This window comes from Flavobacterium sp. PLA-DH12 (assembly GCF_059511845.1).
The window spans coordinates 210,228-227,663 of the sequence record NZ_JCAMPD010000009.1 but is presented as its reverse complement, the minus strand read 5'-3'; the positions used below and the strand labels follow the sequence as shown (position 1 = coordinate 227,663).

General features: G+C 33.4%; 16 protein-coding genes. 4 read left to right on the top strand and 12 right to left on the bottom strand.

Annotated features, from left to right (window positions below; genetic code table 11):
- Positions 1-27 precede the first annotated feature (27 nt).
- Entirely contained in the window at positions 28-537 is a 510-nt protein-coding gene (locus AC5ZCW_RS17975; RefSeq protein ID WP_343540408.1) for an SMI1/KNR4 family protein, read from the top strand.
- Positions 538-609: 72 nt separating this feature from the next.
- Here AC5ZCW_RS17975 and AC5ZCW_RS17970 read toward each other — a convergent pair whose 3' ends face one another.
- From AC5ZCW_RS17970 to AC5ZCW_RS17955, 4 genes are all read right to left on the bottom strand, one after another.
- Positions 610-927: a 2Fe-2S iron-sulfur cluster-binding family protein gene (locus tag AC5ZCW_RS17970; protein ID WP_091490641.1), complete on the bottom strand. Its 318-nt coding sequence runs from the start codon at positions 925-927 to the stop codon at positions 610-612.
- Between the two features lie 58 nt (positions 928-985).
- Positions 986-1,465 (bottom strand): hypothetical protein, encoded by a 480-nt coding sequence (locus tag AC5ZCW_RS17965; RefSeq protein ID WP_177211246.1) that lies wholly within the window; start codon positions 1,463-1,465, stop codon positions 986-988.
- 215 nt (positions 1,466-1,680) lie between these two features.
- The gene (locus AC5ZCW_RS17960; protein WP_095929732.1) at positions 1,681-1,920 is read right to left on the bottom strand and encodes a NifU family protein; all 240 of its coding nucleotides are present in this window, start codon (positions 1,918-1,920) and stop codon (positions 1,681-1,683) included.
- A 114-nt stretch (positions 1,921-2,034) separates the two neighbouring features.
- On the bottom strand, positions 2,035-3,162 hold the full coding sequence (locus AC5ZCW_RS17955; RefSeq protein WP_281634574.1) for an Mrp/NBP35 family ATP-binding protein: 1,128 nt from the start codon (positions 3,160-3,162) through the stop codon (positions 2,035-2,037).
- Positions 3,163-3,578: 416 nt separating this feature from the next.
- On the opposite strand from AC5ZCW_RS17955, the gene AC5ZCW_RS17950 reads away from it, so the two are divergent.
- Entirely contained in the window at positions 3,579-5,180 is a 1,602-nt protein-coding gene (locus tag AC5ZCW_RS17950; RefSeq protein WP_496121077.1) for a L,D-transpeptidase family protein, read from the top strand.
- Positions 5,181-5,245: 65 nt separating this feature from the next.
- On the opposite strand, the gene AC5ZCW_RS17945 is transcribed toward AC5ZCW_RS17950, so the two are convergent.
- The 3 genes from AC5ZCW_RS17945 to AC5ZCW_RS17935 form a co-directional block, all read right to left on the bottom strand.
- Entirely contained in the window at positions 5,246-7,675 is a 2,430-nt protein-coding gene (locus AC5ZCW_RS17945) for an ABC transporter permease (protein ID WP_496121076.1), read from the bottom strand.
- Between the two features lie 133 nt (positions 7,676-7,808).
- Complete coding sequence (locus tag AC5ZCW_RS17940) at positions 7,809-8,516, bottom strand: ABC transporter ATP-binding protein (protein ID WP_111376033.1); 708 nt, start codon at positions 8,514-8,516, stop codon at positions 7,809-7,811.
- A gap of 127 nt (positions 8,517-8,643) precedes the next feature.
- A complete protein-coding gene (locus AC5ZCW_RS17935) occupies positions 8,644-9,894 on the bottom strand; it encodes an efflux RND transporter periplasmic adaptor subunit (protein WP_343540403.1) in 1,251 nt (416 codons plus the stop codon).
- A gap of 160 nt (positions 9,895-10,054) precedes the next feature.
- Here AC5ZCW_RS17935 and AC5ZCW_RS17930 point away from each other — a divergent pair, with 160 nt between their 5' ends.
- Complete coding sequence (locus AC5ZCW_RS17930; RefSeq protein ID WP_496121075.1) at positions 10,055-11,407, top strand: sigma-54-dependent transcriptional regulator; 1,353 nt, start codon at positions 10,055-10,057, stop codon at positions 11,405-11,407.
- Between the two features lie 146 nt (positions 11,408-11,553).
- Complete coding sequence (locus AC5ZCW_RS17925) at positions 11,554-12,879, top strand: sensor histidine kinase (RefSeq protein WP_496121074.1); 1,326 nt, start codon at positions 11,554-11,556, stop codon at positions 12,877-12,879.
- 181 nt (positions 12,880-13,060) lie between these two features.
- Here AC5ZCW_RS17925 and AC5ZCW_RS17920 read toward each other — a convergent pair whose 3' ends face one another.
- The 5 genes from AC5ZCW_RS17920 to AC5ZCW_RS17900 form a co-directional block, all read right to left on the bottom strand.
- On the bottom strand, positions 13,061-13,387 hold the full coding sequence (locus AC5ZCW_RS17920; protein WP_111286436.1) for an MGMT family protein: 327 nt from the start codon (positions 13,385-13,387) through the stop codon (positions 13,061-13,063).
- Positions 13,388-13,522: 135 nt separating this feature from the next.
- Positions 13,523-14,161, bottom strand: a complete 639-nt coding sequence (locus tag AC5ZCW_RS17915; protein ID WP_496121073.1) for a lysine transporter LysE — start codon at positions 14,159-14,161, stop codon at positions 13,523-13,525.
- A gap of 41 nt (positions 14,162-14,202) precedes the next feature.
- Positions 14,203-14,880 (bottom strand): tRNA (guanosine(46)-N7)-methyltransferase TrmB, encoded by a 678-nt coding sequence (trmB, locus tag AC5ZCW_RS17910; RefSeq protein WP_073408106.1) that lies wholly within the window; start codon positions 14,878-14,880, stop codon positions 14,203-14,205.
- Positions 14,881-15,087: 207 nt separating this feature from the next.
- Positions 15,088-16,470, bottom strand: coding sequence for an ammonium transporter (locus tag AC5ZCW_RS17905; protein ID WP_496121072.1), 1,383 nt, complete (start codon positions 16,468-16,470; stop codon positions 15,088-15,090).
- Between the two features lie 263 nt (positions 16,471-16,733).
- Positions 16,734-17,222, bottom strand: coding sequence for a nuclear transport factor 2 family protein (locus AC5ZCW_RS17900; protein ID WP_496121070.1), 489 nt, complete (start codon positions 17,220-17,222; stop codon positions 16,734-16,736).
- Positions 17,223-17,436: the final 214 nt, after the last annotated feature.

Below are 17,436 nucleotides of genomic sequence, written 5' to 3'. Positions count from 1 at the left end.
TAACTTAGCAATTAAAAATTAAGCGTTATGAATTTCGATAACTACAAGATTATTCCAAATTACAATACACAAAAAACGGATCTATTTATAGCCGACGAAGAGGATATTCTGGCGTGCGAGAAGACATTAAATATAACTTTTGATGACGATTACAAAGAATATGTTCAAAATTACGGAAGCGGGATTTTAGGAGGAACTTATGTAAGAGTTTATCTTCCTGAAACAATAATTCTTACTTTAGAAGAATGGAAAAACCGTATTACTGAATATTGGTTTTGGGACGAAGGAAGAGAAGTTTTAACGAAAGAAGAAGTGCTAAAATCGATTAGAGTTGGAGATACTTTTGATGGAGATGAAATCATTCTTTTAAACAGCCAATATTATATTCTGCCACGATATAGCGAAATGATTTATAAAGCAGGAAATACACTTGAAGAAACAATTTCGTGGCTTTGTTCGTCTGGTATTTTGACAGAAGCGTTTTCTGAAAGAGAATTTGAACCTTTTGATCCAAGCGGTTTTTTAAATTCCAATTAAAAAAAATTCCAAATTCCAAGTGCACAAAATGCATTTTGGAATTTGGAATTTTAAAATTTTGGAATTTATTTTCTAGTATTCAGGAGCTAATTCTAACTCCAATCCTTCTAAATCTTCAGTAATTGGTATCTGGCAGCCTAAACGACTATTAGACTTCACGTAAAATGCTTCCGAAAGCATAGCTTCTTCATCATCTCCCATTTCTGGTAATGCAACATCATTTAGAACATAACACTGGCAAGAAGCGCACATGGCCATTCCTCCGCAGGTTCCTTCAACAGGAAGTTCGTATGCTTTGCATAACTCCATTATGTTCATTGCCATATCGGTTGGAGCTTGTAATTCGTGTATAACTCCTTCTCGATCTTTAATTTTAATTAATACATCCATTTTTGATTATTGGAATTTACTGTAGAATTTGAAAACGTGTTCAAACTCTTTATTAATTTTAACTTTTCTCTTTTAAGCTAAAAGCGTATTCTTTTCTATTACCATCTTTAAGGCGCATTTTTACACCAATAATATTACCTCCTTTTTCTAGTATTGTAACTAGAGAAATAACAGAGTAATAATCTTTGTCTGCTTGGAAAATTAAGGTCCCTTCGTATGTAGAGTTTAAAATTCCTTGTTTGTCTGTTTGCGCGCTAAGCTTTCGCGGATGCGAAAAATCGGCGGAGCTATAGGTTGCTTTATTTGAAAACTTTGCTTTTCCGTCGCAAAGATCATATAAGAAATCATAGTTTCCAATTCTTAAAGCGCCTTCTTCAGTTTTGCCATTTGTAGAAAAAATGATTTGTCCTGAATATTGGAAATCTGACCATTCCTCTGATTCATTTACCCAAGCTTTTTCAGCAAATAGTGTTTGGCCCTGTTGTGCATTTACAGCGCTTATAAAAAATAATAAAAAAAGAGCGTAAAAGTTTCTCATAAGTTTAAGATTTAAGGGTTATGTTGACAAATTTAAGTTAAAAATGTAACAATTCCTTAACAGAAACTCTTAAAACTTTGCATTGTTTTTTATGAATGTGGCAAAAAGAGCCTTTTTTTTGGTGTTATTTTATTGTTTTTTCAATTAAATAATAAAACACCTATTATTCTTGTTAAACCACGAGTGTTTAATTTTGAAGAAAAAGGAACTATTTGTTACATTACATTTACCACAGTTTCAATTTGTGGAGCATATTTTTTTATTGTTGTTTCAACACCTGCTTTTAGTGTCATTTGATTAACACTGCAGCTAATGCAAGCACCTTCCAAACGAACTTTTACATGTTTGTCATCTTCGATAGAGATTAATGAAATATCTCCGCCGTCAGATTTTAAGAATGGTCTTATCTCATCTAAGGCCAATAAAACATTACTTGTTAATTCTTCTGTTGTCATAATTTTATCAATTAGAAAATGTGTCAATTAGATAATTAGAAAATTCACTTTGAGCAAAATGATCTAATTGTCTAATTTTCAAATTATCTCATTAGTTTTATCTCAATTATCTAATTATTTTTTAACTGCCGAGCAACCTGCCATTGTTGTAATTTTGATGGCTTCTGTTGCTGGTAAGCTTTCGTTTCTGTTTACTGTTTCTTGTACAACGTTTCTCGTAATTTCTTCAAAAACTGTTTCTATTGGAGAACCAGTCTGCAATGCTGCCGGACGACCGTAATCTCCTGCTTCGCGAATAGATTGTACAATTGGAACTTCTCCTAAAAATGGAACTCCTAAATCTTCAGCAAGGTTTTTAGCACCTTCTTGGCCAAAGATATAATATTTGTTTTCTGGCAATTCTTCTGGTGTAAAATACGCCATATTTTCTATAATTCCTAAAACAGGAACGTTGATATTGTCTTGCATAAACATTGCCACCCCTTTTTTAGCATCTGCAAGTGCCACAGCTTGTGGAGTACTTACTACAACAGCTCCAGTAATTGGAAGCGACTGCATGATAGAAAGGTGGATATCTCCAGTTCCAGGAGGCAAATCTAGAAGCATGAAATCTAATTCTCCCCAATCTGCATCAAAAATCATTTGATTTAATGCTTTTGCAGCCATTGGACCTCTCCAGATTACGGCTTGGCTTGGTGCGGTAAAAAATCCTATTGAAAGCATTTTGATTTCGTAGCTTTCAATTGGCTTCATTTTAGATTTTCCGTCAACAGCTATAGAAACAGGTTTTTCGTTTTCAACGTCAAACATGATTGGCATAGAAGGTCCGTAGATATCGGCATCTAAAACACCAACTTTAAAACCCATTTTTGCAAGTGTAACAGCTAAGTTTGCAGTTACAGTAGATTTTCCTACTCCTCCTTTACCAGAAGCAACGGCAATAATATTTTTAATTCCAGGAATAGCACGGCCTTTAATTTCCGGTTTCTCTGCAGCTTCTACTTTAATGTTTACTTTTACTTTTGCATCTGGCGATATTAGATCATGAATTGTTTTTTTAATATCATCTTCTGCTCTTTTTTTGATGTGCATAGCAGGTGTATGCAATACAAGGTCTACAACAGCTTCATCTCCAAATGTAATGACATTGGTTACAGCGCCGCTTTCAACCATATTTTTTCCTTCTCCAGCAATAGTGATTGTCTCTAAGGCTTTTAGAATTTCTTTTCTATCTAGTTTCATTGTAATGGGCTATTTTTTTATTGTCCAAAATCAATCTTATAAGATTATATTTATTTAAACTGATTTCAGGGTGCAAAGATAACAGATTAAGTTCGGAAATTAAGCGTTTTTGAATTGTAATTATTGATATTGAGATTATTCAAAATTATGCTGTATTCATTTTTACCAGAAATCATAATTTGAGTAAGATCGATCGTTTTAATAAAGGCCGAAAAGTTTTTTCGTTTTAAACGAATTATTTTCCATAAGTTTTCTTTCAAATAAATAAAATTCTCACAAAACTTCGTTATATTTGATTACCCAAATCGATGATTACCAGACATAAAAAAAATATGTGAAAACTAAGGTTTTTTGAGTAATTTATTGGGTTTTCGGTATTTTTTTTAAAGTTATTTACCATTTAAAACTTTAAAAATATGCGAAATTTTACTTCTTCTTTAATTATTGTTACAGTCAGTTTTTTTGCATTTTCATTTAATTCGTTTTCCAACAATGCTAAAGGCAAGGCTGATTTGACAAATCGAAAAGCTGTTGCGGTCATTACTCTTGACGCGGCTTCTATTAATGCCTTTTTTAAAAAATACCCTAAGCTTAAAAAATACCAGAAAGATGTTGAGGGTATTTATAAGGCCAAAGCGTACAAATCTATTTGGTATGATGACAAAAGTATAACCGAATTTGGATCTTTATTGTACCAAAAAGTAAATGTTTTGAAAGATCAGGGAATTGAAGAAAAAATGCCCTATAAAGAACAAATTGATGAGGCTTTTAACGAAAGCTCTTCAAACAAACCATCTCAGCTCGATACCGAATTACTATTGACGAGTATGTATGTATTTTATGCCAGCAATGTATATTCTGGTGTTGATCCCGCAACATTGAAAAAAATAGGATGGTATCTGCCCGCAAAATCTATTTCATACACTCACATTCTAGATTCATTAATGGTAGATTCTGATCGATTGGATAAAGATGATAATCTTTTGTTTAGCCAATACTACAGATTGAAAGACGCGCTAAAAAAATATCGTAAAATAGAAACCGATAATCTATGGCAGAAAATTTCGATTGACAGTGCTAATTTTAAAGATCTAAGACCAGACGATACGGCTATTGCCATAAAGCAAATTAGAAATCGCTTGTATGTTGTAGGAGATTTAAAAAAAGATTCAGGAAGTGATATTTATGATGAAGAATTGATGGCGGGAGTTTTAAATTATAAGAAAAGATATAATTTAAAGATAAATTATGCCCTTACCAGAGATATTGTCAATCAGATGAATGAGCCGATTAGTAAGAGAATCAGAACCATTATGCTGAATATGGAAAGATGCAGATGGATTCCGACCAAGCTGGCTAAAGCAGAAGAGTATGTTATGGTTAATATTCCTTCATTCAGGCTGTTTTATGTTAAGGACGGAAAATATGATCTAGTTTCGGACATTTTTGTTGGTAACAGACTTAGTGAAACGGTGATTTTTAGTGGAAATATGGATCGAATTGTTTTTAGTCCGTATTGGTATGTGCCAAACAGCATTATTCAAAATGAACTAAAACTTCAGATTGCAAATGATAAAAACTATCTGGAAGAACATAATATGGAATGGAACGGAGGTAAAGTAAGGCAAAAACCTGGGCCAAAAAATTCTCTTGGATTAGTAAAATTCATGTTCCCGAATCCGAACGATATTTATATGCATGATACACCCGCAAAAAGTTTGTTTGATTTTGAAAACCGTACTTTCAGTCATGGTTGTATAAATGTAAAAGAAGCCAAACAGCTTGCATTGCATATTTTAAAAGATGATCCAGATTGGCCAGCAGACAAAATTGACAGTGCTATGAATGGCGGAAAAGAAACAACATGTATGCTTAAACGCAAAATTCCGGTTTATATAGGTTATTTTACGTGTTGGGTTCAGGACAATGGAGAAGTTAATTTTTTTCCAGATGTATACAATCGTGACCAAAGTCTGGACAAGCTGATCTATAATGATTCTGTAACAATGAAAGACTAAAAACAGAAGCCCGACGGATTTTACTGAAATCTGTCGGGCTTCTTTAAAAAAAATGGTCTACAAGCTTATTCGTATTTTAGATACTTTAATACATCTATTCTAGTTACCTGAAATGCTTTTGTTAAAACAATCACTAAAGTTAGGAACAAAAGTGAAATCAGGGCAATTACAAACGGAATGGTCGATATTCCAATTCTAAAAGCGAAATCCTCAAGCCATTTCTGTAATAATATATAAGCAGGAACAATTCCGATTGCAAATCCTATAAAACAGAAAACAATATATTGTTTCGATAATTCTTTTAAGAGTATATCTGTTTCAGCTCCTAAAGTTTTTCTAATGGCGATTTCTTTCAATCTTCTCTCCATCGAAAATGATGCCAAAGCAAACAATCCGAACACAGCAATTATAATTACAACCAAATTTAGAATAAAAAATAGGTTTTTTTGCTTCACTTGCTGCTCATAAGTCTTTGCAAATCCTTTGTTAACAAATTCGTAATCAAACGGATAGTCTGGGTTTACATTTTTCTCCCAATATAATTTCAATTTATCTAACGTTTCTGTTAAATTATTTGGAGAAACCTTAACAAGCACACTACCAAAGTTGTTCCATTTTAAAGTTTTAAGATTTATAAAAACCATTGGTGGAACTTTATTTTGTAATCCCATCAAATTGAAATCTTTTACTACTCCAACAATTTTAAACTTTAAATTGTCGCCATTGTTGATGCTCCATCCCGAAGTTATAACGGTATTAATCGGATCTTTCAAGTTTAACATTTTAACCAACGTTTCGTTCATAAGCATGCTGCTTATAGTATCTGAAGCGTATTGAGGAGATAAATCGCGACCTTTAACTATTTTTATTTTCATCATATCTAGGAAACCAAAATCCATTTCAATGTTTTTTGGCTGTACGAAAATCCCATTGTGCTTAAATCCCGAACTTGAACCTGAATTACCTCCAAAGGCTCCTGCAAATGTAGTAACATCAACAACGCCCGGAATTTTTTTAATTTCTTGTTTTGAAACTAAATAATCGTCAGTTCTTTTGAGTCTGTCTACAGTATTATAAGGAATAGAAATGACCTGATCGCCACTAAAGCCCAAATCTTTCTCCATCATATATTTTACCTGAGAATTAACAATTAGCGCTCCAATGATGAAGAATGCTGCAATTCCGAATTGAAAAATAAGCATCGAATTTCGAATCCAGATACCACTTTTGCTGCGAGAGAAATTGCCTTTTAAAACTTTTAGAGTTTCAAAGTTTGAGATATAAATGGCAGGGAAAATACCCGCAAGAACAATAACTAATCCAAAAATAAAAATGAGTTGCAGGTAGAATTCACTGCCATTCATAGTCAGTGTTTTGTTTAAAAAATTGTTGTAATACGGTAATGAAAGTTCTACAATTGCCAAAGCAAACAAAATAGATAATGTTACAATTATTGCGGTTTCAAAAATAAACTGAATAATAATCTGGTTTTTTGAAGCACCTACAATTTTGCGTACTCCAACTTCTTTTGCACGTTTTATAGCCGATGCTGTTGCTAAATTGATGTAGTTAACCAATGATAAAACTAAAATCAAAACAGATAAGCCAGCCATGATGTAAAGCAATTTTAAATTTCCTACACCTTCAGGATAATTTTGTCCGGCAGAGCTTTTTGTTCCGTGTAATCTAGATGTTTTTAATTGATCTAAAATGACTTTTATTTCACCGTTTTCTTTTACGTACTGAGCCACAGTCATACCGCTTTCTTTGGCATCTTTTACAGTTCTATTTACAAAATAAACATTTTGCATTTTCTTTAAAACAGTAGAAATGTCTGCATTTTTCTTTGTTTTAATAAGCAAACCATAATTAAAATTTCCCCATGCATCTAGGTCGCCTTCTCTCTTTACATCACTAAAAACAAAAGAAGGTTCTACAGATGACGGCCTAATGATGCGGTATACCGATTTTATCGTATAGTTTTTATTGCCATAAGAAATAGATTTTCCAATAGGATCTTCATTTTTAAAGATTAATAATGCTTGTTCTTCAGAAATTGCAACACTATTTTTTTCTTTTAAAATATTGCTTTTAGCACCTTTAATAATTTCAAAAGGGAAAAAATCAAAGAAATTTTCATCACTAGAAAGGATGTCTTTTGTCATCAGTTTTTGATTCTGATATTTGATTATGTCTTCATCGTACCATGTATGAAAGAAGCACACATTTTCTATCTCAGGAATAGAAGCTTTGCAAGTCTCGCCAAACGGAATAGAATTGGAGCCCCATGTATCTCCATTGCTAAGTCTATTAAGGACCATATAAGTATTCTCCTTTTCAGGATTCCATTGATCGTAAGAATGCTCATTGTTCCAATATAAAATGGCAAAGATTACGCCCGCAATTCCGATGCTTAATCCTAAAACATTTAAAAACGAAAACAGTTTGCTTTGCTTTAAATGATATATAAATATTTTAAACCAGTTAAAAATCATTTTGAAGTATATTTTTTATAGTTGATGTGGTTGTTTTTGGATAACCTTTCGGTTTTAAATCATAGTAAATATTTTGCACACCAGTTCTACCAGAACTACCAGTGCAGTAACAATAATTTTAATCATCACTTTGTTATTTAGCGTCCATAAAAACATCAACATTTCGTTGATTTAACTTTTCAGAAAATATAACTCCGTCTTTCATATGAATGGTTCTTTGCGAAAAAGAAGCATCATAATCAGAGTGGGTAACCATCAAAATAGTAGCACCTTTAGCATGCAAATCGGTTAAAAGTTCCATTACTTCATTACCGTTTTTACTGTCTAAGTTTCCTGTTGGCTCATCGGCCAAAATAATTTTAGGGTCATTTACCAAAGCTCTTGCAACCGCAACCCTTTGTTGCTGTCCTCCAGAAAGCTGTTGTGGGAAATGTTTCAAACGGTGGGAAATGTTTAGCTTTTCTGCAATCGCTTCAATTTTCTGTTTTCTTTCAGAAGCTTTCACATTGTTGTAAAGCAAAGGCAATTCGATATTATCGTAAACAGAAAGCTCATCGATTAAGTTGAAATTCTGAAAAATAAAACCAATGTTTTCTTTACGTACTTGTGCTCTTCCTTTTTCTTTTAGACCAATCATTTCCTGATCTAATAATTTGTAGCTTCCACCATCTGCACTGTCCAAAAGCCCGATTATGTTTAATAAAGTCGATTTTCCACAGCCCGAAGGCCCCATGATAGTTAAAAAATCTCCTTTTTTTATTTCTACGTTGATACCGCTCAAAGCAGCAGTTTCTATTTCTTCTGTTCTAAAAACTTTGGTTAAATTCTGAATTGTGATCATAATTTTTAAGGTTTTGAAATGTTATTAAATACGTTTTTTGATTGATGATTGATTTTTTATAATTGTAAAATGTAAAATGTAAAATGTAAAATGTAAAATGTAAACTGTGAATGAAAACTGCGACCCTCTACTGCGACTGCGACTCAAGAGAAAGCTCTTCAATATCTTTATAATCGGTGTAAGAAGAAGTAACTACAGATTCGCCTTCTTTTAAACCTTCTAAAACTTCATAATACGAAGGATTTTCACGTCCTAATTTGATGTTTCTTCTTATCGCTTTGTTTCCGTTTACAACAAAAATCCATTTTCCTGCAGCTTCTTGGTTAAACGCTCCTCTTGGAATCACTAAGGTTCTATTCTTTTCAGACAAAATCAATTTTACGCCAAAGCTAAGTCCGTCCTGCAAAACAATATTTTCTTTACTTACAAAAGCAAGTTCTACAGTAAATCGTCCGCCTTTAACTTCCGGAATTACTTTGGTCACGATAACTTCAAGGTTTTTACCTTTAAATTCTACCTGTCCTTTTAATCCTTCTCTAAGTTTTTCTAGATAAAACTCGTCTACTTCAGCAATAAGTTTATATCCTTTGTTAGAATCAATTCTTCCGATGCTTGCGCCTGCTTGAAAAGTTTTTCCTAAAACAGGTTCAAAAGAAGTTAATCGTCCTGTTTCTGGAGCTGTAATTAAGAAGTTCTTTTTATTGTTTCTCAGAATATCCAAACTCTTTTCCATTGTTTGGATCGAACGGTTTATTTGAGAAATCTGAACCTGATTGCTTTGTTTTTCTTTTTGAATGCTTTGCTGAATTGTTCTTTTGCGTTCTTCCTGAAAACGTAGGCTTTCTTTAAAAGTATTCCAGTCATTTTTAGAAATTACATCTTTCTCATACAGTTTTGCATTCATATCATACAATCTCTTTGCATCGTTGTAGTCGTGTTCAATTAAAACTAAATCTTTGTTTAAGTTCAATTCCTGATTTCTAATGTTTAATTTTCCAGTATTCAAATTGTTGATTTGCTCAATAATAGCCGTTTCTTGAGTAAGATAATTTAATTCTGTGTTCGGATTGTATAAACGAGCCAGCGATTGTCCTTTGGTAACCATTGCGCCATTTTCTACAAAGATTTCTTTTACAGAACCTCCCTCGGTAACATTCACAAGCATAACATTCAAAGGTTCTACTTTTGCTTGAAAAACTACAAAATCTTCAAAAAAGGCTTTTTCTGCTTTTTGAATTACCAGTTCGTCTGCTTTTACATTTAAAGTTCTTTTGGTATTGAATGCGAAAACACTAATGGTTAGCAAAACTAAAAAAACAGCAATTGCTATTGCGAGATACCTAAATTTTCTATTTTTACGAGGAATTATCGTGTCCATTTTTTAAATTATTTTACTGATAATCAATAGGTGAATACTGTGCCATAAAATTTATTATTTGTAAAGTGTTGAATTTAAAGAAGCTTTAGAAAACACGTTAAAAAAGCAGTGTCCGATAATGAACAGTTGACCGTTCGGAAGCGGACAGAAAAAAGACCACATGAGAAAAAAACTAGCCCAAATATTAGTTGTTGACGATCAGGAAGAAATTCTTTTTTCTGCAAAAATGATTCTTAAAAAACATTTCGAGACCATTTTTACAACTAATAGTCCAAAAAAAATCATTTCAATCTTAAGCGAAAATGACATAAATGTGGTTTTGTTGGATATGAATTACCGAATTGGTTTTGAAGACGGCCGAGAAGGAATTCATTGGCTGAAGGAAATTAAAACGCTTTCTCCGAATACAATTGTGATTTTAATGACCGCTTTTGGTAAAATTGAAACTGCTGTAGAAGGTATTAAAATTGGAGCTTTTGATTATGTTTTAAAACCTTGGAATAACGAAAAGCTGTTGGAAGTTATTGATAAAGCAGTTATTGAAAGCAGAAAAAACAGCAAAAAAACAACTTCAGAAAAAACAGAGAAGGCCGAAAAGAAATATTTTGTTGGTACTTCAGCTAAAATAAAACAAGCATATTCTATAGCCGAAAAAGTGGCTAGAACAGATGCCAATGTTCTGATTTTGGGTGAAAACGGAACAGGAAAATATGTTTTTGCAGAATATATTCACCAGCATTCGGAAAGAAAAAATCAGCCTTTTGTGCATGTAGATTTAGGTTCTCTAAGTGATAATTTATTCGAAAGCGAACTTTTTGGTTACGCCAAAGGTGCTTTTACCGATGCTAAAATTGATACTCCAGGACGTTTTGAAAATGCCTCGAACGGAACTATTTTCTTAGATGAAATTGGGAATATTCCGCTTCATCTCCAGGCTAAATTATTACATGTTTTGCAAACCAAAACTGTAACGCGTTTAGGCGAAAGCAAATCAAGACCACTTAATGTTCGTGTTATTGCAGCAACCAACAGCGATATAAAAACAGAAGTAAAAAATAAAACTTTCCGTGAAGATTTGCTGTACAGAATTAATACAATGGAAATCAATCTTCCGTCTTTGCGCGAAAGAAAAGACGATATTGTGCCAATGGCAAATTTTATTCTGGAACAGATTGCCGAAAAATACAATCAGGAAAATTGGCATTTTGAAGATAATGTTGCCTTATATCTAGAAAAATATCCGTGGAAAGGAAATGTGCGCGAAATGGAAAACAAGATCGAACGCGCTTTGATTTTGGCTGAAAATAACATCATTTCGGTAATGGATCTGGATATTTTGGATTTTGAAGAAATTCAGGAAAATGATGAAAATCCGTTATCGGAAATGGAGAAAGGCGCAATTGAAAAAGCACTTTTCAAGCACAACGGAAACATCAGCAAAACTGCCGAAGAATTAGGTTTGTCGCGCGCTGCGTTGTACAGAAGAATAGAGAAATACGATTTGAAGAATTAAAGAGGAAGAAGCAAGAGGCAAGAATCAAGATTTTTGCTTTGTCTTTAGTCTCATGCAGATTTTGCAAATTTAACAGATAAAAAAATCTCTATAATCTTTTTAATCTGTGGCAAGAAAAAAAACAATCCGTGGTAAACAAAAAAATAATGAAGAATTGGAAATTTTATAATGCCTTGTTCGTGAGAGTCCTATTTGTAATGGTGCTCTTCCTTGCCAGTGCATTATTATTCTATAAAGGATTTCAATACAACGCTTTATTGGTTGGCGTTTTCGTTTTGATTTTCCTATTCGAAATGTATTTTTTTGTCAAAAACCAATTGCTGTTTTATGACAAAACGATAAACTCGATTCTACACGACGACTTTTCTGCCCATTTTCCAGAAGGACATAAAAAAGACAACTTCAATAGTCTGTATCTTTTGTATGATACTTTAAAGGTTCAGAAACAAGAGCAGATTTCCAAAGAATTGATTTATCGTTCGATTTTGAACAGTATAGACACCGCTGCTTTAATCTTAGAAAAAGAAAATGAGGATTGGTCCATTTTTATAATGAATGACTGTTTTTCGAATCTTTTTAAAGTGCCAAAAGTAAGCCATTGGAAATACCTGAAAAACTATCTTCCGAGTTTGTGTGGTGAAATTGAAAAGGTTAGTTTTACAGAGTTAAAAACCGCTATTTCTATCAAAATTGAAGATCAGGATTTGCAGACTTTTATGTTGCAGACTTCTCATACTCAAACCTACGATAAAGAGTATTTTATCATTTTGCTCGACAGTATTCAGCGCGTTATTGAGAAGAAAGAAAAAGAAGCGTGGATTAATTTAATGAAGATTATTTCGCATGAATTAATGAATTCTCTAACGCCCATTCGTGCGCTTTCGCAGAATCTGCTTCATATTGTAGATCAGGAAGAGTTGGAAGAAGACGATTTTGAAGACATCAAAAGCAGTATTTCGACAATCATAAATAGAAGTGATCATTTGCAGTTTTTTGTAGAGAATTACCGTAAACTAGCAATGTTGCCAACGCCAAACAAACAAATGACGCCAATTAATGCTTTGTTTGAAGATTGTCTTCGAATTATGAGTCCGATTTTGAAAGAAGAAGGAATAGAATTGGTGAATGAAATACACAGTTCCCGTTCGATTATGATTGATAAAAATCAGATGGAGCAGGTAATTATCAATTTGATTACCAATAGTATTCATGCATTAAAAGAAAAAACAGAAAAGAAATTAATAATTTCTAGTTATACAGAAAATAATCGCTTTTTCATTGTGATTTCAGACAACGGAAAAGGAGTAGACGCAGAAATTAGAGATAAAGTTTTCTTGCCATTTTTTACCACCAGAAAAGATGGAGCAGGAATTGGTTTGACGCTTTCCAAAAATATTATAGAAGCGCATGGAGGTTATCTAAGTTACCAAACGGATGAGGATAAAACGAGTTTTGTGATTTGCTTGATTTAGTAGGTTTTGCCACAAAGGCGCTAAGTCGCAAAGATTTTTTCCCGCAGATTTTGTAGATTCGGCAGATTTTGAATTAAAAAAAAGAAAATCGGCTAGATCTGCAAAATCTGCGAGAGAAAATAAAAATATAAATTCTTTCTGCTAAAATGAACTTATATCACTTATATGGTGAAAATGAATTTTATGATTCAACTTCCGGTTTCCAGAAATGTTTCTCAAAATCTACAATCTGATTGTTTACGACTTTAATCCCTTCGTTCTCTAAAAGCTGCTGCATTAAATTAGTTCCATCAAAATGATGTTTTCCTGTTAGTAGCCCTTTTTGGTTTACTACTCTATGTGCGGGAACATCATCCATATTATGGCACGCATTCATTGCCCAACCGACCATTCGTGCAGAACGTGCTGTGCCCAAAGCTTTCGCAATAGCGCCATAAGAAGTAACTTTTCCAAACGGAATTTGTCTGGCGATTACATAAACTCTTTCAAAAAAATTCTCTTCTGCCATGATTTTGTTTTTTTTTGCCACAGATTAGAAAGATTAAATGGATTCTCTGCTTAAATCCTTGTAAATCTGCGTGAAAAATTATTTACCACAAAGTAAAAAAAATCATTTTAATCCTTTTAATCGGTGGCCATAAAATTATCCGAAGTAGTAATTTAGGATATTAAAAAGTGTTGCTACAGCGACTAATCCAGTAATGGTTCCTATAATAGTGTTCATGTTTCGCATGAAGTAATCGGTTTTCTTTTCTATTCTTCCAAAGAAGGCAATATAGCTATACAAAATTGCAAAAGCTCCAAGTACCGAGCCTAATACAAAGGTTAAAATAATTGTATTTTCGAATACAAAAAGATGATACGAAGCAAGTGTTACACTTATTACAACATAATAAGGAATAGGAAAGAAGTTTAGTCCAGAAAGTAGCATTCCTAGAAAGAAACTACTTTTTTTGCTGGTTTTCTTTAGTTTCGTTTTTTTCTTTGCTATTGGATCTTTCGCAAAAAAGAAAAAATAAATGGTTAAAATCGAAAAAATGACAAAACCAGCTTCGCGCAATAATATTACAACATCTGGACGATTGTCTATCACACGAGCAAACAATACCGCAATGTAAGCCTGAAAAAAAATAATTAAAACCGCGCCAATTACAAATGATAGAGCATTCTTTTTCCCTTCTTTCATTTTTATTTTGGCAGCCGTCATATTGAGCAATCCAGGCGGAATAGTTCCAATGGCAGCGGCAATAAAACCTGAAATTAGAGGAGTAAGGTAGATCATTTAGTTATTAAATCGGTTAGATAAAGGCTTCAAAATTAAAGTTAGTCTTTAATTTTGAAACGAATATACGTAATTGCCTTATTAATTTCTAAATATTGTTTTTCGTAGAAAGTCTGGATAGAAGTTACAACTTCAGGGCTTCCTTCGTTTTTATATACGTTATGATTCGCGTATAAAACTTCGTGACCTTCACCATGAAGCAATCCAAGAGTATAACCGTGCATAAATTCGCTATCGGTTTTAAGGTTTACGACACCGTCTTTTTTCAGGATTTTTTTATACAATTTTAAGAACTCAGAATTCGTCATTCTGTGTTTCGTTCTTTTGTATTTGATCTGCGGATCTGGGAAAGTAATCCAGATTTCGTCAACTTCGCCTTCAGCAAAAATATGATTGATCAATTCGATTTGAGTACGAACGAAAGCAACATTATGAAGTCCGTTTTCAACAGCAGTTTTAGCACCACGCCAGAAACGAGCACCTTTAATATCAATTCCGATAAAATTTTTGTTTGGGTATTTTTCTGCTAATCCAACAGAATATTCTCCCTTTCCGCATCCTAACTCTAAAACTAATGGATTATCATTTTTAAAGAAATCAGAATTCCATTTTCCTTTTAAAGGCATTAAATCGCCTACAACTTCTTCTCTGGTTGGTTGAAAAACGTTTTGAAATGTTTCGTTCTCTCTGAATCTTTTTAGTTTATTTTTACTTCCCACTTTTACAAAAATTTTCGGCAAAATTAAGGAATATAAACGAATGAAAATAGCGTAATAAGGTTTAAAAAGTTTTCAGCCACGAATTCATGTGAAGTATATTTTGTTTTTTGCCACGAATTACACGAATTTGCACGAATCAATTTAACTGCAATGCAGAAAAAAAATTAGTGAAAATTCGTGTAATTCGTGGCTGAAAAAAAATATTTTTTAACCGTAATATGGTTCAGTAATGGGTTGTGCTTTTGGGTCAAGAGATTCATCGTGTTGTGATAAATCCAATCCGATGTGTTCTGATTCTTCCGAAACTCTTAGCGGAATAATGAAATTGGTTACTTTAAACAAGAAATAAGCTCCGAAGAAAGTAAAGATCGAAACCAGAACCAATGCCATCATGTGGTGTCCGAAAACATTCCATCCGCCGTGAAGTAAACTTGCATCTTCGCCGTGAGCGAAAATAGCGGTTAGAATCATTCCCATAATTCCTCCAACACCGTGACAAGCAAAAACGTCAAGCGTATCGTCGAATTTTTTAGAATATTTACAGTTTACAGCTGTGTTAGAAACCAAAGCGGTAATGAAACCGAAGAACATACTTTCTGGCACCGAAACAAATCCTGCAGCTGGTGTAATGGCAACAAGTCCTACAACAGCACCAATACAAGCTCCAAGAGCAGAAACTTTTCTTCCGTTCATTCTATCAAAGAAAATCCAAGTTAACATCGCCGCAGCCGATGAAGTTGTCGTTGTAGCAAAAGCCATCGCAGCAGTTCCGTTGGCAGCAAGAGCAGATCCAGCGTTGAAACCGAACCAGCCAAACCAAAGCATTCCTGTTCCTAATAATACAAACGGAATATTAGTTGGAATATGTTGGCTGTTTTTTCTTTTTCCTAAAACAATAACTCCAGCCAAAGCAGCAAAACCAGAACTCATGTGAACCACAGTTCCTCCTGCAAAATCTTTAACGCCAAAATAACTTCCTAAAACGCCCGTCGGGTACCAAACGGCATGACATAAAGGAGCATATATAAAAATGGTAAATAAACTAATGAAAACTAAATAAGAGATAAAACGAACGCGCTCTGCAAATGAACCTGTTATAATAGCAGGACAAATGATAGCAAATTTCATCTGAAACAAAGCAAAAAGCATAAACGGAATCGTATTGGCCAATTGTTTATGTGGCAGAACACCAACATAATCCATAAAAGCAAAAGTAGTCGGATTACCAAAAAAGCTGTAAAAATGATCTCTAGAACCAAACCCAACCGGTTCTCCAAAAGCCAAACTAAAAGCAACTACTACCCATAAAAGCGTAACGACACCCAGACAGATAAAACTTTGAAGCATGGTCGAAATAACGTTTTTCTTTCCTACCATTCCGCCATAAAAGAAAGACAATCCTGGAGTCATGATTAAAACCAAACAGCTCGAAGTAAGCATCCAGGCAACATCGGCAGGAACGATATGATCCGTAGTTCCGAATTCTGATAAAACATAATTATTTTCGGTCACTGTTGGCCAAAATGCCCCTATCGTACAAACGACGCTAATCATAATAAAGGAAATAATCCAGCGTTTTTCTATTTTCATTTTTAAAATACTTTGTTTAACCCTATTTTTTTTGGGGTCAAAGTTAGAAAAAAATAAAGATTCTTGTTTTTAAGGCTGTTAAAATAGAGGTGTAGGTTTTATTTTGATGAATTTTGTAAAATACCGCTCGTTTTTTTGACAGTATCTTATTCTAAAGTTACAAAAAAGCACTGTTTTTGCCGAATTAATTAAAAATAATCGACGAACAGTGCTTCTAAAGTGCTCAAAAAGTTACGTTTATAATAAGAAAACCGTAAAATGTTTTATTTTTTCTGAAGTTTTGCAATCAAAGCGTCTTCAATTGGTGCTTTAATTTTGGTTACGGCATCAACTTCGTCATTCGGAATCGTCATTGACAGCACATAATGCTGAATTTTCCATTCGTTCCCCACTTTTATTAAAACTCCAGAACCGCGACAGATTTTCATTTGGGTGTCTAATAATTCATCAAACCAAGCAATTTTTCCTGATTTATCAAAAAAGATATGACGTTCTAAAGCTTTAAAATTCCAAGTCGTTCCTTTATCGAAAAATGGTTTTGCCCAAATAGCAAATTCCTTTTTAGTCCAATTTTCGGTTGCATCAGTTCCGATGTAAATAGCGTCGTCTGCCAATGTACTAAAGTATGCATCATATTTTACTTCGGCAGCCGCTTTATGCCAAGCGTCTAATGTATGATTGATTTTGATTTTGTCTGTTTGTGCATTGGCAAAAGAAGCAACAAATAAAAGGAGTAAAAGTTTTTTTTTCATGAGATATAGTATTTGAGTTTAAAGGTATAATTTTTTTTGAACCATATAAGTGATATAAGGAAGAGGAAGTTTTTAAGCTCCTACTTGCATAATAAAAGTACTGTTTGTCATCCTGAGGAACGAAGGATCACACTAGAAACTCCGTAAAGAGATTCGCCAATCTTTGTAGATCTCCGTGTGTGATCCTTCATTCCTCAGGATGACATAAAATCAA